Source organism: Lederbergia graminis (assembly GCF_042655485.1).
Lineage (GTDB): Bacteria > Bacillota > Bacilli > Bacillales > Bacillaceae_C > Lederbergia > Lederbergia graminis.
In genome coordinates this window covers 105505-126659 of sequence record NZ_JBHSMC010000011.1, presented here as the reverse complement: position 1 = coordinate 126659, position 21155 = coordinate 105505, and the positions used below count along the sequence as shown (strand labels likewise).

General features: G+C 38.5%; 21 protein-coding genes. 15 read left to right on the top strand and 6 right to left on the bottom strand.

Annotation, left to right across the window (positions count from 1 at the left end; translation table 11 throughout):
• Nucleotides 1-35 precede the first annotated feature (35 nt).
• From ACFPM4_RS08625 to ACFPM4_RS08605, 5 genes are all read left to right on the top strand, one after another.
• Nucleotides 36-686 carry an SDR family oxidoreductase gene (locus tag ACFPM4_RS08625; protein ID WP_382350410.1) on the top strand — a complete coding sequence of 217 codons (651 nt, stop codon included), beginning with the start codon at nucleotides 36-38 and terminating at the stop codon, nucleotides 684-686.
• A 311-nt stretch (nucleotides 687-997) separates the two neighbouring features.
• Entirely contained in the window at nucleotides 998-2221 is a 1224-nt protein-coding gene (locus ACFPM4_RS08620; protein ID WP_382350211.1) for an RtcB family protein, read from the top strand.
• A gap of 270 nt (nucleotides 2222-2491) precedes the next feature.
• The gene (locus tag ACFPM4_RS08615; RefSeq protein WP_382350208.1) at nucleotides 2492-3784 is read left to right on the top strand and encodes a DUF5068 domain-containing protein; all 1293 of its coding nucleotides are present in this window, start codon (nucleotides 2492-2494) and stop codon (nucleotides 3782-3784) included.
• Between the two features lie 135 nt (nucleotides 3785-3919).
• A complete protein-coding gene (locus ACFPM4_RS08610; protein ID WP_382350205.1) occupies nucleotides 3920-4972 on the top strand; it encodes a phosphotransferase in 1053 nt (350 codons plus the stop codon).
• Nucleotides 4973-5058: 86 nt separating this feature from the next.
• The gene (locus tag ACFPM4_RS08605) at nucleotides 5059-6324 is read left to right on the top strand and encodes a mechanosensitive ion channel family protein (protein WP_382350202.1); all 1266 of its coding nucleotides are present in this window, start codon (nucleotides 5059-5061) and stop codon (nucleotides 6322-6324) included.
• Nucleotides 6325-6360: 36 nt separating this feature from the next.
• On the opposite strand, the gene ACFPM4_RS08600 is transcribed toward ACFPM4_RS08605, so the two are convergent.
• A complete protein-coding gene (locus ACFPM4_RS08600; protein WP_382350199.1) occupies nucleotides 6361-6924 on the bottom strand; it encodes a hypothetical protein in 564 nt (187 codons plus the stop codon).
• 184 nt (nucleotides 6925-7108) lie between these two features.
• Between ACFPM4_RS08600 and ACFPM4_RS08595 the strand changes: the two genes are divergently transcribed.
• Both ACFPM4_RS08595 and ACFPM4_RS08590 read left to right on the top strand, forming a co-directional pair.
• On the top strand, nucleotides 7109-7651 hold the full coding sequence (locus ACFPM4_RS08595; RefSeq protein ID WP_382350196.1) for a cupin domain-containing protein: 543 nt from the start codon (nucleotides 7109-7111) through the stop codon (nucleotides 7649-7651).
• Nucleotides 7652-7764: 113 nt separating this feature from the next.
• Nucleotides 7765-10005, top strand: a complete 2241-nt coding sequence (locus ACFPM4_RS08590) for an ATP-binding cassette domain-containing protein (protein ID WP_382350193.1) — start codon at nucleotides 7765-7767, stop codon at nucleotides 10003-10005.
• 1074 nt (nucleotides 10006-11079) lie between these two features.
• Here ACFPM4_RS08590 and ACFPM4_RS08585 read toward each other — a convergent pair.
• Entirely contained in the window at nucleotides 11080-12003 is a 924-nt protein-coding gene (locus ACFPM4_RS08585) for a DsbA family oxidoreductase (protein WP_382350190.1), read from the bottom strand.
• Between the two features lie 152 nt (nucleotides 12004-12155).
• Between ACFPM4_RS08585 and ACFPM4_RS08580 the strand changes: the two genes are divergently transcribed.
• Both ACFPM4_RS08580 and ACFPM4_RS08575 read left to right on the top strand, forming a co-directional pair.
• Complete coding sequence (locus tag ACFPM4_RS08580) at nucleotides 12156-12707, top strand: TetR/AcrR family transcriptional regulator (protein WP_382350187.1); 552 nt, start codon at nucleotides 12156-12158, stop codon at nucleotides 12705-12707.
• Between the two features lie 155 nt (nucleotides 12708-12862).
• Nucleotides 12863-14587: a sulfate adenylyltransferase gene (locus ACFPM4_RS08575; RefSeq protein ID WP_382350184.1), complete on the top strand. Its 1725-nt coding sequence runs from the start codon at nucleotides 12863-12865 to the stop codon at nucleotides 14585-14587.
• Between the two features lie 125 nt (nucleotides 14588-14712).
• Here ACFPM4_RS08575 and ACFPM4_RS08570 read toward each other — a convergent pair whose 3' ends face one another.
• Complete coding sequence (locus ACFPM4_RS08570) at nucleotides 14713-15381, bottom strand: RluA family pseudouridine synthase (protein ID WP_382350407.1); 669 nt, start codon at nucleotides 15379-15381, stop codon at nucleotides 14713-14715.
• Nucleotides 15382-15541: 160 nt separating this feature from the next.
• On the opposite strand from ACFPM4_RS08570, the gene ACFPM4_RS08565 reads away from it, so the two are divergent.
• The 3 genes from ACFPM4_RS08565 to ACFPM4_RS08555 all read left to right on the top strand — a co-directional run bounded on the left by ACFPM4_RS08565 (nucleotide 15542) and on the right by ACFPM4_RS08555 (nucleotide 17185).
• Nucleotides 15542-16270, top strand: coding sequence for a LysM peptidoglycan-binding domain-containing protein (locus ACFPM4_RS08565; RefSeq protein ID WP_382350181.1), 729 nt, complete (start codon nucleotides 15542-15544; stop codon nucleotides 16268-16270).
• A gap of 111 nt (nucleotides 16271-16381) precedes the next feature.
• Nucleotides 16382-16867, top strand: a complete 486-nt coding sequence (locus tag ACFPM4_RS08560) for a hypothetical protein (protein ID WP_382350178.1) — start codon at nucleotides 16382-16384, stop codon at nucleotides 16865-16867.
• Between the two features lie 111 nt (nucleotides 16868-16978).
• The gene (locus tag ACFPM4_RS08555; RefSeq protein WP_382350175.1) at nucleotides 16979-17185 is read left to right on the top strand and encodes a hypothetical protein; all 207 of its coding nucleotides are present in this window, start codon (nucleotides 16979-16981) and stop codon (nucleotides 17183-17185) included.
• 51 nt (nucleotides 17186-17236) lie between these two features.
• Here the strand turns inward: ACFPM4_RS08555 and aac(6') are convergent, their stop codons facing one another.
• Nucleotides 17237-17671 carry an aminoglycoside 6'-N-acetyltransferase gene (gene aac(6'), locus ACFPM4_RS08550; RefSeq protein ID WP_382350172.1) on the bottom strand — a complete coding sequence of 145 codons (435 nt, stop codon included), beginning with the start codon at nucleotides 17669-17671 and terminating at the stop codon, nucleotides 17237-17239.
• A gap of 110 nt (nucleotides 17672-17781) precedes the next feature.
• On the opposite strand from aac(6'), the gene ACFPM4_RS08545 reads away from it, so the two are divergent.
• On the top strand, nucleotides 17782-18537 hold the full coding sequence (locus ACFPM4_RS08545) for a pirin family protein (RefSeq protein ID WP_382350169.1): 756 nt from the start codon (nucleotides 17782-17784) through the stop codon (nucleotides 18535-18537).
• 31 nt (nucleotides 18538-18568) lie between these two features.
• Here ACFPM4_RS08545 and ACFPM4_RS08540 read toward each other — a convergent pair whose 3' ends face one another.
• Nucleotides 18569-18718 carry a hypothetical protein gene (locus ACFPM4_RS08540; protein WP_382350166.1) on the bottom strand — a complete coding sequence of 50 codons (150 nt, stop codon included), beginning with the start codon at nucleotides 18716-18718 and terminating at the stop codon, nucleotides 18569-18571.
• Between the two features lie 13 nt (nucleotides 18719-18731).
• Nucleotides 18732-19094 (bottom strand): helix-turn-helix domain-containing protein, encoded by a 363-nt coding sequence (locus ACFPM4_RS08535; RefSeq protein ID WP_382350163.1) that lies wholly within the window; start codon nucleotides 19092-19094, stop codon nucleotides 18732-18734.
• 327 nt (nucleotides 19095-19421) lie between these two features.
• On the opposite strand from ACFPM4_RS08535, the gene ACFPM4_RS08530 reads away from it, so the two are divergent.
• Nucleotides 19422-20099 (top strand): TasA family protein, encoded by a 678-nt coding sequence (locus ACFPM4_RS08530; RefSeq protein ID WP_382350160.1) that lies wholly within the window; start codon nucleotides 19422-19424, stop codon nucleotides 20097-20099.
• 125 nt (nucleotides 20100-20224) lie between these two features.
• Nucleotides 20225-21148: an amyloid fiber anchoring/assembly protein TapA gene (gene tapA, locus ACFPM4_RS08525; RefSeq protein ID WP_382350157.1), complete on the top strand. Its 924-nt coding sequence runs from the start codon at nucleotides 20225-20227 to the stop codon at nucleotides 21146-21148.
• Nucleotides 21149-21155 lie beyond the last annotated feature (7 nt).

Sequence of the window (21155 nt, the reverse complement as noted above, 5' to 3'; positions counted from 1 at the left end):
TGAAGTTAGAGATTTTAACAGAAAGGGTGGATAAAATGAAAGTTCTAGTAGTTGGAGCAAATGGACAAATTGGAAAACATCTTGTTACGTTCATGAAAGACCATGATTCCCTTGAGGCAAAAGCAATGATTCGTAACGAGGAACAAGCCGCATTTTTTGAAAATCTTGGTGCGGAAACAGTTGTTGTTGATTTGGAAGATGATATTCCAGCAATCGCAAAAGCTGCAGAAGGAGTGGATGCGGTTGTTTTCACAGCAGGTTCTGGAGCACATACTGGCAAAGATAAAACGATTATGGTCGATTTAGACGGAGCAGTAAAAACGATAGAAGCAGCAAAATCTGTTGGTGTAAAACGATTCATCATGATTAGTTCCTTTGACACGAGACGACAAGCAATCCAAGAGGCACCAGCATCTTTTGCACCATATGTAGCCGCGAAATTTTACGCGGATGAATGGTTGCGGAGAACAGACTTAGACTACACGATTATCCATCCAGGATTACTGACGAATAACGAAGGAACAGGCATGGTGGAAGCAGCCGAAGAAGTCGGGCGCAACGAAATCCCGCGTGAAGACGTCGCAAAAGTCATCATCGCCAGCCTAGAAAACGAAAACACCATCCGAAAAGAATTCCAAATCGTAAAAGGAAACACCCCCATCCAAGAAGCAATCGCAGCAATCTAAGGGACACGGGGTCAGGAACCTCGTCCCAGAAGTTAGAAGGGACATGGGGTCAGGAACCTCGTCCCAGATATTTTCTAATCCCCCGGGAATTAGGACACATAAATGAGACTATTACTTAAACTGGTATATGCGTCTCTTTTACAATTCAAGTAGCCATATGATGGGACAATAACTCTGACCCCATGACCCGTTCCAAACTGGGACAATGAAACTGACCCCCTGTCCCACCCTGTCCCATTAAAAACAATTGTTAATTTTTGATCTCCGTGATAGCCTATTATCAACCATGTTGAAGAAGCGGAGGGGAGAGCATGATTAAGGTTACAGGGGCAGTGACGGATGCGTATGTTTTTTCGAACTATCCGCAAGAGACTGCGCTTGAGCAGATTAAAGAATTGTGTAATCAAGCATTTTTAAAAGATAGAAAAATTCGGATCATGCCAGATTATCATGCAGGAAAAGGTTGTGTAATTGGAACAACGATTCAATTGAAGGATAAGGTCGTTCCGAACCTCGTCGGGGTGGACGTCGGTTGTGGTGTACTCACGGTAAAGTTAGAGAAGAAAAATATAGATTTTGATAAGATTGACCAAACGATTCGCACTCATGTTCCAAGTGGAATCGAGTTACACACGGATGAAACGGTACAGCATATTAATACCGAATTCCCTCAGGTCGAGGAGTTTAAGGCGAAACACATTCTTAGTGAAAATAGAAGCCGTTATAGTTTAGGCACACTTGGTGGCGGTAATCATTTTATCGAAGTTTCGGTGGATGGTGAAGGCTATTATTATTTAACGATCCATACTGGAAGTCGTTATGTTGGTGCCAAAATAGCGAATTATTATCAAAAAGTCGCTATCAACAACCATCGTCGGGAAGATGTAAATGAAATGATTGAGCAATTAAAAGCGGAAGGACGCCATCGCGAAATTCAAGCAGCAATTGCGAAGCATAAAGAGAAAAATCCGATCATTCCAGATGACTTAGCCTATTTAGAAGGAGAAGATTTTGACAACTATATACACGATATGAGACTTGCCCAACAATTTGCGAAGGCAAACAGGGAAGAGATAGCAAGAGCGATTATCAAAAATATAGGCATGGAGGAAATGGATCGTTTTGATACAGTCCATAACTATATTGATATAGATAATCTGATTTTGCGAAAAGGAGCTGTTTCTGCGCAAAAAGGGGAACGTCTCATTATTCCGATGAATATGAGAGACGGTTCGATCCTAGCGGTGGGTAAAGGTAATGAGGATTGGAACTATTCTGCACCGCATGGAGCGGGGCGTGTTCTAAGTCGTACAAAGGCAATGAAGACGCTAAAATTGGATGATTTTCACGATACGATGAAAGGTATTTGGACGACATCCGTTTCCAATGAAACATTAGATGAAGCGCCAATGGCCTACAAACCGATGAACGAAATTTTGGAAAAAGTAGAAGAAACAGTATCGATCACGACAATGATCAAACCAGTATATAATTTCAAAGCAAGTGAAAAATGGCAACCATACAGGTCAAGGTAAGTTGGGACATGGGGTCAGGTCCCATGACCCGTTTTTAGATTAATTTTGGGACGAGGAACCTGACCCCATGTCCCACTCCTATCACCGCAGGTCATTTGTCCTGCTCATATAGTAATCAAGAGATGAGGAATCTTAGCCCTCGTTTTTTTTTCGTCTGTACCTTTTTTCGCGAAATCTTAGTAGTTTAGAACGAAATTGGAGAAAACAACTATTTTCATAGGATGGTAGGTGATATGATCGTTGTATTGTTTTTTTAGGGGGTAAAAGTAAATGAGTTTAAAGAAATGGATGGCAGTAATAGCTGTTTTAGCATTATTGCTATTAGGTGCGTGTGGTTCAAAAGAAAAAGCGAATGAAGATGCAGATCCAGGTTCAAAGGATAAAGAAGTAGAGCAACCTGAAAATAACGAAGACGATGAAGCAGGAAACGATAACGAACAAGACGATGAGCAAGCCAATGAAAAAGACGATGAGAAAGCTAACGAGAAGGTAACTGGAGATGGAGCTATCTTAAATCCATACATAGCGGAAGAAACTGGTGGAGATGTAGAAGTAGTTTTTACAAATACAAATCCTGGTATGATTCATCATTACAGTGATGAAGTTTCGATGTCGATTGATGAATATCAAATCGTTCACGTAAGCAATATGAATGAATCTGCAAAATACAACTTTGATGATGAAGAAGAAGGATATGTTCTTACGTTAAAGATGACATTGGATAATCAATCATCTGAAGATGTGAACTATGCGGACGGAATGATGATTAATACCGATGATGGTATGGACTATCTAAAGAGAAAATCACATTTTGTCAATCGCGATGAGTGGTTGAAGGATAATTCTACGGAAGGTGCGTCTCAATACTCTAGTGGTAAATCATTCACTGGTATGTTCGCATATGCAATGACGAAAGCGCAGTATGAGAAATTACAATTACCAATGGTAAAAATTGATGCACTATGGAAAAATGACGATACGAGCGATCGCTTAGGAGACGATGGTTACTTCCCACTACCTGTAAATGATGCAGGATTGGAAAAGGCGAAAGCAGTAGCGAACCTATATCCAGATAAAATGGTGACTGACAGCATCGCGGATAAAGAAATAATTTTTGCAAAAGAAGATATAAACGAAACACAAGAATTCGAAGGCATTAAAGTTACGCTACAAGGTGTGCAATATGCAGATGTTACGCCAACTGCAGCACATGCAGAAAGATTTACTAATATTGGAGATAACGGTCTTGTTGCAATAACTGCCAAGTATACGATTGAAAATGGTAGTGATGTTGCATTTGATAAGTTTTTAATTAGTTCAAAATTGCATATCGATGATCGTGGATCCATGCTTTCTCAAGGGATGCTTGAGCCTAGCGTTAGAGGAAGTGTAGAGCCTGGAGAGAAGTTTGAAGGATTAACAGTCTTCCTATTCAGAGCGGATGAGTTCGGTATTTTCAAAGAGTTCCAATTAGAAATTGGACCACTATCTGACGAAAATGCAAAAAGACTATATAAAGAAAAAACAGCTAAATTCCAATTACCAACGAAAGATTCCAAATAAAGAACGGGGCGTGCATTGCACGTCCTTTTTCGATTGTCGAAACTAGTGTGATAAAAATGAAAATCATTTCACTTCTAGGTCAAGGTGTGCAAAAATAGTCCATATATAATGGAGCGCTATAAAGAGGTGGGACAAATGGATAAAAGCAACTTAACGGAGACTTTAACAGCTATACTACAATCTAAAACTAATAAAGTACTATCGAAATCTATACTACATACTGCAGATGCAATGAAAATTTCATCATCAATTGATCGTTTTTGTCAACAAAATCTTGGCAGTTCAGTAGTAAGTTGTCTTTATGCTGGTTTTAGTGTGGGAGCTTCTTTTGGTCTCACTCTTTTGGATGGAAGAGAAATCTTTTTAAAGCTTCATAAACCTACTAGCAACGAAGATTTAAATGCTATTTCAATGAATAGCTTAACGACTATTTCTCATATTCAAGGACATCTAGCTGAAGCGGGATTTCCGTGTCCTAACGTTATTCTTCAACCAATTAAATATGAAAATAGTATTATTACTGTACAATCCTTTGAGGATGTCGGCGAACAAAAGGACGCACACGATCCGTTGATTAGAAAGGCATTGGCACGAACTTTTTCAGAATTAATAGCCCGCACTCAATCCTATAAAGCAGAAAAAGATTTAACTTATGGTAGACTTTTTACTACTCCATCGCTATATCCAAATCCACACAATGAATTATTTAATTTTGAGAAAACGGCTAAAGGTGCCGAATGGATAGATGAAATTGCGATTACAGCAAAAAAGGTTACTAATGAAGTGAAAGGAGAAACGGTTATAGGTCACGCAGATTGGTCCTTAAAAAACCTGCGCCTTCAAGGAAATAAAGTTGTAATGGTATATGATTGGGATAGTCTTACTCTAGAAGATGAGTTGAATTTATTAGGAATTGCAGCAGCAACTTTTCCGACAAGTTGGGACATAGAGACGAAAATTACTCCAAGCCCTGAAGAAGCTTATTTATTTGTAAGGGAATACGAATATTTTAGAGGGAAATCTTTCTCGAAAAAAGAGTTAGAAAAAATAGCAGCTGCGACTACTTATTGCATTGCGTATACTGCAAGATGTGAACATGCAATAGACTCTTTTGGTAACAGATTGGAAGGTAGTTTCAGGCAAGCACTGGAAAAAATCAACGGAAATAAATCATTATATTTTCTTTAATGTTTTTATAGGCACTCAACCTGCCTGCCTTACCTTATTCTGTTATAATAATGAAACGGGATACCTATCCGAAAAGGAGGAGGATTATGCAGTTTATTAGAGAACAGTTAGTCGACTTTGGATTCGGTCCAACTTCCGTGAAATATCTTTCTACTATTGCAATGATTATTTTTATCGCGCTAATTTGTTTTATAGCGAATTTAATCACGAAGAAGATTATCATCCGAATTATTACGCATATCATAAAAAATAATAGATTTGAATGGGATAATATCCTGTTAGAACGAAAGGTTTTTCGGAAAATATCGCATATCGTTCCAGCAATTATCATTTATAATTTTAGGAACTCCTTTGGTGAAAATTTTGAGGATTTAATTGTCAAAGGCGTCACTGTGTATGTCATCTTGGTTGTTCTAGCTATCATGAATAGCCTGTTGAATGCAATCAATGATATTTATCAAACATTTGAAGTTTCTAAAATGCGCCCGATAAAAGGATTCATCCAGGTTGTGAAGATCATCATGATCATCTTTGCAATCATTCTCGTTATTGCCAACTTAATTGGTAAAAATCCACTCCTTATTTTAAGTGGTCTTGGTGCGCTATCAGCTGTTCTCATGTTGATTTTTAAAGATTCCATTTTAGGTCTCGTAGCCGGTATTCAGTTGGCAACCAATGATATGGTCCGTGTAGGCGACTGGATCGAAATGCCGAAGTATGAGGCTGATGGGGATATCATTGATATTTCGTTAAATACGGTAAAAGTCCAAAACTGGGATAAAACGATTACGATGATTCCGAGTTATGCACTCATTTCAGATTCATTTAAAAACTGGAGAGGAATGCAGGAAACAGGTGGACGACGAATCAAACGCTCGTTATTTATTGATAAAAATAGTATTTCATTTTGTACACCAGAGCAAATTGAAAAATTTAAACACATTGATGTTTTAAAAGACTATATTATTAACCGGGAAAAAGAAATTGCGGAGTATAATGAAACACATCATGTGAACCGCAGTAATCCAGTTAATGGCCGGGCACTCACGAATATTGGTGTATTTAGAGCCTATATCAGTAATTATTTACAACGCCATCCTGGCATTAATAAAGAATTGACGTTAATGGTTCGTCAACTAGCTCCAACGGAAAATGGCGTGCCAATGGAAATTTACTGCTTTACAAGTGATATAAGGTGGGCAGTGTACGAATCAATTCAAGGTGACATTTTCGACCACCTATTCGCAGTTGCCCCGGAATTTGGCCTACGCCTATTCCAAAACCCATCTGGCAATGACTTTAGAAACCTCGTAGGTGAAACAAACAACGAAGTGAAAATAAGAGAGCAATAAAAAAGGTCAGACCCTAAATAATGGGGTCTGACTCTTTTATGTCAGTTTTACTTTTTTCACAAGAAAAGCTCGATAATAGCTAATTAAAAATAGTACATTTACTAGTGATAATAGCCCCGTTAAACTTTGCTCAACAATTGGAATAATATTAAAGATGGAGCTTACCACTGCCAGGATGGAGGTGAACAACATAACAGTTGTAAGATTATATAGTAGCTTTGTGCTCATCGCTGCATCAAATTGATCTGTAAATCCATCTAACAATTGGAAAATAATAACAAATATCATGAGCATTCCAGCTACAATAAACACAAGTCCCACTAGAGCTAAAAATTCAGTGTATGAATTTATTAATCCAATATGTAACGGAGATATTTTAAAAGCATCTAGTAATAAAAAAACGAAACTATGAACCATCATAACAACGACATAAGGTTGAATTTTATTAAGTTTTTCATTCGTAATGCTTAATTCTTTTATCCCGAAAAATAACGATATGTATCCTATTACATTTGTTACATAAAAAATAATTCCGACATCAAAAAAGCTAATATTGGTTCTGAAAAAAATGAAGAATAGTCCAACGAATATATTAATCACTCACCAATTCTCCTTTCAAGAATTGCATTTTCCACTTAATGTTATTGTACAGTAGATATCTGAATTTTGCACCAATTTTCATGGATATCCCGCCACAAAGTGAGAATGCTAAGCCATAAAAGAAAAACATTTCTTAGGAAATATGCATACAATACCCTGATTATAGAAAAGGGGAAGTGGATCTATGTATAATGTACCGTATGTGCATCCTTATTATATGACTAGACCAATGTATGTCCAACCAATGTATGGGCAATTTCCACATGAAATGTATCAACCTTATCAACAATACCCATACTTAGAGATGAATCGGGTTTCGCGAGATCATGGGAAACAGCCTTACGTAGTGAATATTGAAGATGCAACAAAGAAAAATAAGACATTTCGAACCGCGATTTGGACGGGGAATCATTTGCAAGTAACGCTGATGAGTTTAGGTGTTGGCGCTGATATCGGTTTAGAAATGCATCCTCATGTTGACCAATTCCTTCGTATCGAAGACGGCCAAGGTATTGTAAGGATGGGGGATTCACGTGATCATCTTAATTTTGAAAGAGGAGTAACGGATGATGATGCCATCATGGTCCCAGCGGGGAAGTGGCATAACATTGTCAATACTGGTAGAAAGCCATTGAAGCTATATTCGATTTATGCTCCACCAGAACACCCTTTTGGTACAGTTCATAGAACGAAAAGAGATGCAATGCATCATCACCATCACCAATAAAAAATCTATCTTAAGAAAGCAGTCCTCATGAAATTCCTTTTTATGATTGTAGGGGCTGCTTTCTTTTGCTAATATAGATAGGCACTATATATAGTACGAAGGAGAGGATGTAGTTGAAGCAGGACTTTATTGAGATCCGCAATGCTCGCGAGAATAACTTGAAAAATGTTGATCTTCGAATTCCAAAGGGAAAGATTACTATTTTTACAGGTGTATCGGGATCAGGAAAATCTTCTATTGTGTTTGATACGATTGCGCAAGAAGCTGGGCGCCAATTAAATGAAACATTTAGTAGCTTTGCGCGTCAGTTTTTGCCGAAATATGGTAGACCGGAAGTAGATGAAATACATAACCTATCAACAGCTATTGTCGTGGACCAGAAACGCCTTGGAGGAAATGCAAGATCCACCCTGGGAACCGCTACAGACATAAATCCTCTATTTAGAATACTATTTTCAAGATTTGCAGAACCACAAATTGGATACGCAAATGCTTATTCTTTTAATGATCCTATTGGTATGTGCCCGACATGTGAAGGAATAGGTAGTAATATTGCGCTCAATACAGAAACGGCCTTCGATATGGACAAGTCATTAAACGAAGGCGCTATTTTATTACCAGGCTTTGCACCAGGAACATGGCAATGGAAAGCATATGCGGAAACTGGATACTTTGATAATGATAAAAAACTAAAAGACTACTCAGAAGAAGAGTTAGATAAACTACTTTATGCTGAACCTGAAAAAGTAACGGTGACATATAAGGGAGAAGAATTTAACTCTACTTATGAAGGAATTGCCGTAAAATTCATGCGCGTGAATGTGAAAAATGATCGAGAAAAGTCGAAACAAGCAGAACAGAAATTCAAAAATTTTACGACGGTTAAAACCTGTCCTACATGTGAAGGTGCTCGTTTTAATGAAAAAGTTCTTTCTTCCAAAATCAACGGCTATTCTATTTATGACCTCACATCTATGCAATTGGATGAATTGATAAAAGTTCTACCTGAAATTGCGGACAAAAATGCAAAGCCAATTGTCGATGGTATTATGGAACGACTACAAAACCTTTGTGATATAGGCTTAAGTTATATGACTTTAACTCGAGAAACTCCTTCACTTTCTGGTGGAGAATCACAACGGGTAAAAATGGTGAAATACTTATCTAGCAATTTGACTGGGCTTTTATATATTTTTGATGAACCTAGTACAGGTTTACATCCCCGTGATGTGTACCGCCTAAATGAATTGTTAGTGAAGCTACGTGATCGAGGCAATACAGTGTTAGTAGTAGAACATGATCCAGATGTCATTCAAATTGCCGATCATATCGTCGATGTTGGACCACAAGCAGGTGCTGCTGGCGGAAACATCATGTACACCGGTAGCTATGAAGGTTTATTAACATCAGACACAATCACTGGAAACTATTTAAATCGAAAAGCAGAAATAAATGATCAACCTAGAGTAGTATCTGATTTTCTAGAAAGTAGAAAAAGTAGTCTCCACAATTTGAAAAATGTAAGCTTACGTGTTCCGGTAGGAGTCTTCACGGTAGTGACAGGTGTGGCCGGATCAGGTAAAAGTACTCTCGTTAATCAAGTGTTTGCAAAAGATTATCCAGACGCAATCCGAATTGACCAAAGTGCTGTTCATGCTAACGTTCGTTCGAACCCAGCAACATTTTCTGATATCATGAACGCCATACGCAAAGTCTTTTCAGATGAAAATGATGTGAAAAGTGGCTTGTTTAGCTATAACTCTATTGGTGGCTGTGAAGCATGCGGTGGAACAGGATCAATCCAACTTAACCTATCCTTCATGGAAGCCGTTGAAGTTGAGTGTACGGAATGTAACGGAAATCGCTATAAACAGGAAGTACTACAATACCTCTATAAAGGAAAAAACATCGTGGATGTCATGGATATGTCCGTAACGGAAGCGCTAGAATTTTTCGAAGCAAAAGACATTCTTAGAAAACTAAAAAGCCTAGAAACAGTTGGTCTCGGCTACTTGTCTTTAGGACAACCTTTAAACACACTATCTGGCGGCGAATGCCAACGACTGAAACTAGCAAAAGAACTCAATAAAAAAGGGAATATTTATATTCTCGACGAACCAACTACAGGACTGCATATGTCCGATGTATCCAACATCCTAGATATCATTAATAAACTAGTGAAAAAAGGAAACACGGTTATCGTCATTGAGCACAACTTAGACGTCATTCGCAGAAGCGACTGGATTATTGACCTAGGTCCTGATGGCGGAACCGGCGGCGGTGAAATCCTTTATGAAGGCCCACCAGCTGGAATACTTGAATGTGAAAGATCCATTACAGCGAAATATCTATAGAAAGAGAGAGGCAGCTTTTAAATAAGCTGCCTCTCATTTTTGTTGGTGAGGTGTAAGGAGTAGAGGTTGCTCGCGCAGGAGTACCTCTCTTCCCCACTTTGGAAGGGAGGAGGAGGGAGGAGGTTGCACGTTGTTGTTTAACGTGCCCTGTTTGAAAGTGAGTATGGTGAAGCGGTCACGCAGCAGGCTTCATCGTTACCACCTCACGAGAATAAAGGCATAAGCAGTCACGCAACAGCGTCCATCGTTACCACCTCACTAGAAAAAATGCAGAAGTGGTAACACAGGAGCGTTCATCGTGCCCGCCTCATGAGAAAAAAGGCTGAAGCGGTCACGCAGCGGCGTTCATCGTGCCCGGCTCGCGAGATTAAAGGCTGAAGTGGTCACTCAACGACGTTCATCGTGCCCACCTCGCGAGAAAATTGGATGAAGTGGTAACGCAGCAGACTTCATCGTGCCCGCCTTGCAGAAAATGGGGTGAGGAGGTCACTCAGGAGCCTTCATCGTGCCCGCCTTGCGAGAAAAATGGATGAAGTGGTAACGCAACAGCGTCCATCGTTACCACCTCACTAGAAAAAATGCAGAAGTGGTAACACAGGAGCGTTCATCGTGCCCGCCTCATGAGAAAAAAGGCTGAAGCGGTCACGCAGCGGCGTTCATCGTGCCCACCTCGCGAGAAAAATGGATGAAGTGGTAACGCAGCAGGCTTCATCGTGCCCAGCTCGGAAGGGAAAAGGAGAAGGAGGTAACGCAGGACCGTTCAACGTGCCCGCCTCGCGAGAAAAATGGATGAAGAGGTAACGCAGTAGCCTCCATCGTTACTACCTCACGAGAAAAAATGCAGAAGCGGTAACGCCGCAGCCTCCATCGTTACCACCTCACGAGAATAAAGGCAGAAGCAGTCACGCAACGCCTCCCATCGTGTCCACCTCACAATAAAATAGCCCAAAGTCGTCACGAAGCACCAACCCCACCATACCCACCACCCAACCAATAAACCCGACCAGGTCACGCAACATCACACAACCACATAGAAAAAAGGCTGCCCACCATCGGACAGCCCTCTCCCCATTATCACTTACTCACAAAATACTTCTCCCCAAGCAATTCATTTTCTTCAAATGTACCCGCTGGCAATTGCTCTGCGATAAAGCCATCAAGATCTGCTTTCTCAAGGTCGTACATTACCTCTATTTCTTTCGCGAACAGTAATTTTTCTTTCGCAAGTAATTCAGAAAGTGCTGGAAGCTTGTTTGCTTTTAGTTCCTCTTTATCACTCACTTGCTTCAGTGCTGAAACATAAAAGTCTAATGGACGGCTACCAACTACTTTTACACCTTTATTGTCTTCGTTCACCATGACAATCGTTGGGAATCCGCGCACGCCGAGTTTACTTTTTAGCACAAAGTCTTCCATTAATAATTGTTGCCCAAGTTCGCCTTCAGCCTCTTTTACAATTTTCTCACCATCTAAGCCGATTTCATTCACAAGTTCGATTAATTTCGCATCAGCAGAAATATTTTGGTTAAAGGCGAACAAAGCTTCTCTTGCTTGGCGTAAAAACTCATCTGCTTTCTCTGCGCCATGTTGTTGTTGAATTACTTTATATACGCGTGATGGAGGGAAGGAGGATTGCACTGGATCATGAACCATCACAGATCCATCAATTGGCATACGTGAATATTCCCCAACTTCTCTCCAGTGTCCAGCAACATCTGCAGGTCCGAATATGCCGTTACCCGGGTCTACTGGACCGCCACCCCATTTTTCTAATAACCCACCCATGACTGTATGGAAATTGAAATATTGCCCATATTCTTCTTTTAAACGACGTAGTGTTGGTTCTAAAGCCCAGCAATGGGAACAAATAGGATCAGTAACATAGTATAAATCGATTGTTTTCGCTGGTTGATTGAAATCAACTACTTCCAATTCTTCTTCCCCTGGTACTCCACAAATTCCCGTTTCAAGATCACAAATTAAATTATTCGACATCATAAATCTCCTCACTTTTCTGTATTATTAGTTTCTTTTATTTGTTTGTAACTTGATTATAGTCCATAATAAAAATCATACGTACCAATAGATAATTGGAAATGTAGGATATACAACACATTCCGATAAGTGTTTAAAAAGTAGGGGGATGCAACATGAGTGAACCAAAAACAGATCTGCGCATTCAGCGTACTCGTAAAAATATTATGAATGCTTTCATTGATCTTTCTAGTAAAAAAGAGTTTAAAGATATAACGGTAAAAGACATTACAACGGAAGCTATGATCAATCGTGCCACATTTTATTATCATTTTCAGGACATTTATGATTTATTGGAAAAAGTCCTTTCTGAAGAATTATTGATTAACTTGGATAAGGAAAACTATGAAGAAAGAGGACTAACAGAAGAAGTAATTATTAATATTTTCGAAGCAATTACAACGTTTCAACTTTCCTTATCGAATCGTTGTCATCGCGGCTATGAGGACACGATTGCAAGAATTATTCGCGACCAATTGGAAATTATCTTTTATCAACTTTTGTTAAAAAAGCACAATATACAAGAAGATGATGCACTAAAAGTTACGGCTGTCATGTTAAGTTGGGGTCTGTATGGTGCATCCGTCGAATGGAGAAGAAATAGCCAAACCATTACACCCGAAGATTATATTAAAGAAGCCTTACCATATATATTTGATTTTTCGTAAGCACCGAAATGGTCTGTCCATCCAAATAGATGCGACAGACCTATTCATTTTTCGAATCAAAAAATCCCTAAATACAAAAACTTACTTCTTTCCTATAAAAAAATAGAAGGAAATATGGGGAATCAAGCGAATAGAAATAGAAAGGAGGAGATTTGATGAGTCAAGATGCGAAAATGGTGAGTGTAGAGAAATTAAATACTTACCCACAGCAGCCACATGGTGGGAAGTTAGTGAATCGCGTTCTAACAGGTGCAGAACGTGATGAAGCAATGGAAAGAGCGAAGCAGTTACCGATGATCATGGTTGATTTGGAGGCGGTAATAACGCTTGAGATGATAGCAACGGGCGTATTATCTCCGAATGAAGGCTTTATGGTCGAGGAGGATTATAAGTCAGTTCTCACAACCGGTCGTCTGAAAAATGGGTTAGTGTGGCCAGTTCCACTTAGCTTTGCGCCAATAGGAGATAGAAATAAGCAAGTCATCCAATCGTTATCGGTAGGGGATGAAGTAGCACTTGCGGATGAAACTCGTGAACCTGTGGCGATATTAAAATTGGACGACATTTTTTATTATGACAGGGAGTTCCGCGCAAAAAATCTGTTTGGAACGAATGACCGTAACCATCCTGGAGTCGATGCCATTTATCGTAGAATGGGAGATACGGCATTAGGCGGGCCTATTCAACTACTGCGCCGCGTCCATTGGGGACCATTTGAAAGTTTAAGAATGGAACCGAAGGACACTTGGAAACTATTTTATGAAGATAAAAAGTTTCGTTCTGTAGGTGGATTTATTACAGGAGCGAATCCATTGCACCGCGGACATGAATATATTCATCGCAATGCGTTAGAAGAGCTGGATGGTTTATTTGTTCAACCACTAGTGGAGCTTGCAAAACGCGAATACACAAGACATGAATTTCGGATGCTGTCTTATCGTAGTGTACTAGATACGTATTATCCGAAAGAAAGAACGATTCTGGCGCCACTTCGGGTTACATATATTTTTGCAGGACCCCGTGAGGCAGTTCTTCATGCCTTAATTATGAAAAATTATGGCTGTACACATGCATTGATCGGTCGTGACCATGCAGGTGTTGGTGATTATTACGATAAATATGCAAGTCATACGATTTTTGATGAGTATACAAAAGAAGAATTAGGAATCGATATTCGCTTGTTCCATGAAGTATTTTACTGTACTCGATGTGACAGCTTAGGAACAGTGCAAACTTGTCCCCATGAGGATCGCTATAAAATTAATATTTCTGGTACAGGAATTCGAGAATTATTGCGCTATGGTGTGCTACCTCCGAAAGAAATTGTTCGACCAGAATCAGCGCGCATTGCGATGCAAGGGGTGCAACCAAAAGGTGTCGACGTCAATAATCAAGCAATTGCACCAGTTGGAAAAACAATCAAGAGTATCTTCCCTTATTACTTACATACATCTAGACTCGGCGGAACGAAACGAAATCAACCACTTGCAGTTGAAGAGCTCACAATCGAAGACTTAGAGGCAGCAATCAATGACGTTAGGTCCAATGCAGACCGGATTTACCGTGATATTTATGCGGAATTTAGTTATTTAACCGATACATTGCGGTCCACTCAACCAGATTGGGTAGCCGATGCACGTGAATCGATTAAGAGACAACAAGAAATGGTTGTGGAAAATTTAGAAGAAAAAGTGAAAAACGCACCGAAACAAGCATCGGATGAATTTATGTATCAAAATAAAGAAGAAGCTGAACTTGAATTAGAAGTTGCGAAAAAAATCATTGCGGACATTCCATCACCATTGCGCGCAGAAGAACTGCAATACCGCGTATGGAATGCACTCCCATATCAACGCTATCGTGGCAGTGACGAGGAGTAATTTGTAAGGGTTTTCTCGAGGTGTATTCCCTTAAATAATAAAAACGCTTGGATTTTTTCCAAGCGTTTTTTAGTTCCTGAATCAGGTATTTACGAATAGTAAGTCTACATCATATTAGAGGCTTTCTACCAAATATTCCACGGATACTCATTTGGTGTCGGGGACGTGACGTGTATTTCCTCTTTTTTGGTTGGATGGATTAATGTAAGTGAATGGGACCAAAGTGCGATTTGTTGGCAAGGCTGATTAACAGCTTTTCCATACTTTTGATCGCCAAAAAGTGGGGTGCCACGTGCGGCAAGCTGGACACGAATTTGGTGGGGTCTTCCTGTATGCAATTGAACAGAAAGTAAACTAAAATCTCCCTTACTATGAATCACTTTATATTCTAATATAGCTTTTTTCGCTTCTTTATGAGTCGACTCAACCGAGTACACCATATTTTTTTTCGCATCTTTTACTAAATAATCGACTAGAACATCCTGTTTCTTTGGCAGCTTCCCTCGGACAACGGCCAGATATTTTCTCGTAACGGAATGAGTGCGAAACGCATCCGATAGCCGGGATGCTGCTTTTGATGTTTTCGCAAAAACCATCACGCCTCCAACAGGTCGATCCAATCGGTGTAGAAGTCCAAGGTACACATTCCCTGGTTTATTGTAGCGAATTTTTATATCTTCCTTTAAAAAAGTAAGTAAATCCATATCTCGCGAACTATCTTCTTGAACCGGAACATTCACCGGTTTTTCCACAAATAATAAATGATTGTCCTCAAAAAGGACAGGGACATTCATCAATCGTATAACTTCCTTTACTAATATAATACTAGAATCATAGCATATTCCGGGAGTAAGAAACAGATAAGTGCCTAATGCTAATTGTTTTTCACTACATATGCCTAGACGAATACAATGATATGGCGAAATAGTATTATTACATCTAGGGGGATATGCCATGTACAGAAATTATCATGAGGGAGTAAGGTATAGCGTGCAGCCAGGGGATAGCTTTTGGGGATTAGCACGTCAATTTGCTTTGAACGCTGAGGAGCTTTATGCAGCGAATCCATATGTGAATCCGTATTATCTTTTTGTTGGCCAGGAGTTATTTATTCCTACTTTACAGCGACAAAAGGATTGTATCACGCCAAGAGAAGTAGAGTTAATGAGAAATGAACGCAGTTTGTGGGAAGAACATGTAGCTTGGACGAGAATGGCAATTATTAGTTTAACGTTTAATCTTCCTGACATCGAATTCGTTCTTGCTCGACTCTTGAAAAATGCAACAGATATGGGGGATATGTTCCGCCCGATTTATGGTGATGTAGCTGCAGATACGTATGCTACTTTAATTAAGGAACACCTTCTCATTGCGGCTGATCTTGTAAAAGCTGCTATTGCTGGAGATGCACAAGCTGCGGAAACAGCAGAAAGAAAATGGTATCAAAACGCTGATGAAATTGCTGTATTCTTGAACAGTGTGAACCCATACCTCGAGGAAAATGAAGTGAGAGACATGTTCTACACGCATTTAAGGTTGACGAAGGATGAAGCAATCTCCATGATCAATAAAGATTATGAAAAAGATATTGCCATTTATGATGAAATTGAAAAACAAGCCAGAGAAATGGCCGATATGATTTCAGATGCCATGATTAAACTTTATCCAGATTTACAAAGATAATTATTACCTCTCTATCCCGTATACATTTTCACTTTTTGGTTAATTTAACTAGAAGAAAATGACAGAGGGTAGGGAGAATAGTTGAAGCTAAATAAAAAGTTTATTTTTAACATGGTACTGATTATCTTTCCGTGGCTTTCGGTGTTATTTATAGGAAAAAGAAGCTTTAAACGCTTTTCCTTCACTGGCATATTTATTATTGTGTTTGAAATTCTAAATCATATGTACGGAAAGAAACGAAAATGGTGGACGTTTTACGGTAGAAGTAATTCATTTCTACTAAATGAATTACCGTTTAGCATAGGGCCTTATATGCCGGTCACATTATGGCTGTTAAAATTATCGTACGGCAATTTTAAAAAGTTTATTTTACTAAATGCAATCTTTGATGGCATTTTTGCGGCTGTTGTCATGAAAATCCTAAAAGCGATGAAAATCATTCGTCTCAATAATTTAAATACATTACAGTTCTTTTTCTACATTCACTATAAAGCGTATTTATTATATGGAATCCAATATTGGTATGAAAACATGAAGGATCGCCATATATACTTGTTAAGACATAAATGGTTACACTTTACAACTCGGATGAGATAAAGACCAAATCAAAATGGATTTGGTCTTTTTTTGGTTAGTGAAACCATTTTCAATGTGTATCGTATAAAAGTGAAAAGGGAGTAGGCACAGTCGAAGGGAGAGTGTGTGTCCATGTCACAGGATACAAATAATAAGAAACTTGGAAACTATGTCGCCTATGGAATAACGTTTGGAATATTTGCAGGTTCCCTCATTAGTTTGATTGGGTTCATGTTCGATAGTACATTTATACAAATTGTGGGTCCTGCGTTTGGCATATCGTTTGGGACAATAGCCGGTGCATTGATTTACTCCATTAAAAATAATAAGCAAAGTTGAGAAAGCCGTAAGGATAGAGGAACCGAGTTTGATTCATCTATCCTTCTTTCTTTATATTTTTTTCGTAAAACAAATAATCCGATTCGCCTCGTCGAATCCTAATTTTACATGCATTTTCAAACTATCTGCATTGTCTAATTCACAATCACTCGCAAATTCTGTACAGCCTTTTTCTCGCGCCCACTGCTCACAAGCTAGCACTAATTTTCGAGCAAACCCTTGCTTACGAAACTCGTCTTTTACAAAGATTCCTTCTAAATAACCGACAGGACTCGTACTCGTACCTTCCACATAATCAAATCGCAATTGACAATGCGCAAACCCAATCGCTTCATTATCATGAAAAGCTAAAAATACAGCCGAATCCTCACTTTGAATAAATTCCTCCATTTCATCTACTAATTCTTGCAACGTATGATCGGGCCAGAGCAGTAACGCAAGCTGTGCAGCCTCCGTTGCGTTTTGAAGAGTTGCTTGAGAAATCATGGGCCTTGCTCCTTTCATCTCTTTTCTTATTAATATAACGGAAGTTTCCTTTTGTGTATAATTAGTTATAGACACGAACGGTAAAAAGCGCTATAGAAGGTGACCAATCTATGTTAAGAAAATTAACTGCTGATAAACATACTCAACCATATAGAGGACCGATTACAATTACTCGAATTCAACCAGGTGACTTACTGGAAGATTTGAGTGGAGATTTCGCGTTTGGACCATTAAGTATGATTGATCATGCAACGATGAAAAAAGGAATTACAATTAAAATGCATGAGCATGTGAATGATGAGATACTAAGCTATGTTTGGAAAGGGACGATGTATCATAAAGATTCTACAGGCTTGGAAGTGCCGGTAACCCCTGGAAATCTTATGCTCATGAATGCTGGATCTAGCTTTTGGCATGAAGAAAAAGTGAAGCATGATCACGTCGAGATGCTGCAAATCTTCGTAAGACCAAAAGATACGGACCTGGAACCGCTGATTCAATTTCATGAAAAACCAGAATCCAACCGAGACTGGTATGTGATGGTGGGGCCAGAAGGAAGTGAAGCTCCTCTGCATGTTAGGCAAAATGTCTATATTCTCGATGCCCATCCGAAACAAGGAGATCAGCTAGAAATCCCTGTCTATCAAAGATTCCAGCCATTTTTATATGTTTTGGATGGAGAAATTCAAGTAGAAGGGCAATCTTTTAAAAAACTAGAAGCACTTACAGATTTGGAAAAACCTATCCCGTCTATTACAACTGTAACTGATTCTACGATTGTACTATTCCTAGTTGATATGAATGCACCGATGTCGATGGAAGGAACGATTAGTGGGAGAAAAGGTAAAAAAGAACAAACAAAATGACCAGCAAAGTTGTTGGTCATTTTTTCGTTACCTATAGTGTGCTGTTCTCATGATCACTTTCAATATCCTTTCTTAAAAACGCTTCCAATTCTTGTCTCGAAATACCTAATTCCTTAGCATATAAAAACAACTGCACCCATTCAGGATCTAATCTCTCTTTTTGATTGAATGAAGTCTCCATCCCCAACACTCCCTCATTTCAATTTGGAACGATGATCCAACCCATCTTGTTCAATTTTCCACTTGCGAAATCTTAGAAACTCCTGAAACTCTTCGAAATCTTCTTTACTCAATCCTTCATCAATAGCTTGTTGTAAAAGAAAGGCCCATTCTTGATCCAGCACTTCACTAGCATCTGTCGTGTCTTCACCTAACAAAAATTCAATCGTAGTATCAAGCGTCAGTGCGATTTTAGATAGAAATTGTAGAGAAGGATTCTTCTGAACATTACGTTCTATATAACTTAAGTACGACTTGGAAACACCGGCTCGCCGCGCAAGCTCTGTCATGGAAAGCCCTTTTTTCTCTCTTAGATTCCTAATTCTTTCACCAATCATCTTCCTTCTCCTTAAATTATGTAATATGACCTCGTGTGTTCATTATAAGAAACAAATTGTTCTTAATAAAATCACAAAATAGTAAGAAAACAAGAGCAATTTCGTGAAAACGAACGATAAGTGTTCTTTATAGAGAAAAAACGGCTAATTTTGAAGTTTTGAATGTAAGAGAGTATGTTTTATACTCAACATAGTGATTCGCTAAAGAGAACGATAACGAACTTCACCAAGAACAAAATCAACAATTTCAAAACTGGTTGAAATTCCTTATGGATTCATAAGGGTTCAATATAAAAAACATTAAGAGAAAAAGAGGAGGAAAAAAGAATGAGTTTGAAAAAGAAGTTAGGTTTAGGGGTAGCTTCAGCAGCACTAGGTTTATCATTAATCGGAGGCGGTACATATGCGTATTTCAGTGACACAGCTGTACAAACAAATACGTTTGCTTCCGGAACTGTCGTATTAGATGTTGATCCAACTACTATTGTCAATCTAGAAGATTTAAAACCAGGTGATTGGATTCCTAGAACTTTTAATTTAATAAACAATGGATCTTTAGATATGAAATATGTAGACCTTAAAACGAGTTATACGGTTAAAAAGAATGGAGTTGCAGTAGGTAGCACCTTAGCAGACAAATATGCTGATTCTATCATAGTAGATTTTATGAATAATACATCAGGTGATGCAGATCATGAGGTAATTGCTTCAATATCTCTAAAGGATTTAAGAGATTTAACTCCTGATGAGTTGGCGACTAAAATTGATATTGAAAGGATCATGACATACCCAGGATTTTGGCTTCCAATCTTTGGATGGATTATTCCACCACAATATGAAGATCAAATTACTGAAGTTTCTGGTATTGAATCAGGTGATGAAGCAAGTTTTGATGTCCAATTTAGATTTGATGAAACTGGTGACAGACAAAATGATCTTCAAGGTTTAGAACTAGAGCTTAACTGGACATTCGAGGGTTACCAAACTGATGGTGAACAAAGATAATTTGATTTTGGGAAAGATGAGACTTCCTCATCTTTCCTACCTGTTTGTTTATTATCATGATTTTATAAAGTAATTTATAGATTCATGAAAGTAAATAAATTTAATCCTTGGAGGAGGTATGAATGATGAGGAAGTCACGATTGATGAAGTATCGTAATAAACATAAAAAGTTGATAATAACTGTTCAAATAGTTACTATTCTATATTTGTTACTTCTTTCTTTTACATTATTAACCTCCAACACAGTTGCCTATTTAAGTGGTATTGCAGAAACTAAATCATCTATATCTACCGCAAAATATTGGTGGGATAAGAGTGACTTGCAATTTATAGGAAAAGGAACACAAGTTATTCAAGGATGTCCTCCATTAAGCATTTCTGTAGATATAAAGAATATAGGTCAGACTATGACTGACTCTACTAAGTATGAAATATATTATTCCGAAAAAAATGGTAATCCAGAGAAACACGGAAAGAAAATAGCTGATGGAGTAATAGAGCCATTAGAAGCAGGGGAAATAACTAGTCTTACATATGACGCGAGTAAAGAGGGCTGGTATATCTTTAAAGCATTACAGCGGGATGGTTATAAGGGGGATTATGAAAATAAATATGAAATTTGGAGCGAAAAAGTAAGAATACATTGCCAGAAAGTAAAGACTGAGGAATCAAATGAAGAAAATAATAAAAAAACTACCGATGAGGAGATAACCACAGATCAAAAAAGTAAAGAAGAAGCTAGTACAGACCAAGAATCTAGTGAAGAATTACTTGAGAAGGAAGAAGAAGTTATGGAAGAACAACCTGTAGAAAGTACTGAAAATGAGAGAAATTCTATTAATCAACAAGATGAAATTGAACCAGAATTGGATACTGAAGCGTCTAAGGATGAGAGTGAGAATAAAGAAGCAGTTGAAGAGCAAACTCAACAAGAAAATAAAGAAGAAAATGAAGAATCGCTAAATAATCAACCAGCTAATGAAAAATCTAATGTAGAGGTAGAAGTAGATGGGACCGAAACAGAAACTTCTACTGAAAATGGAAGGTGAATATAAG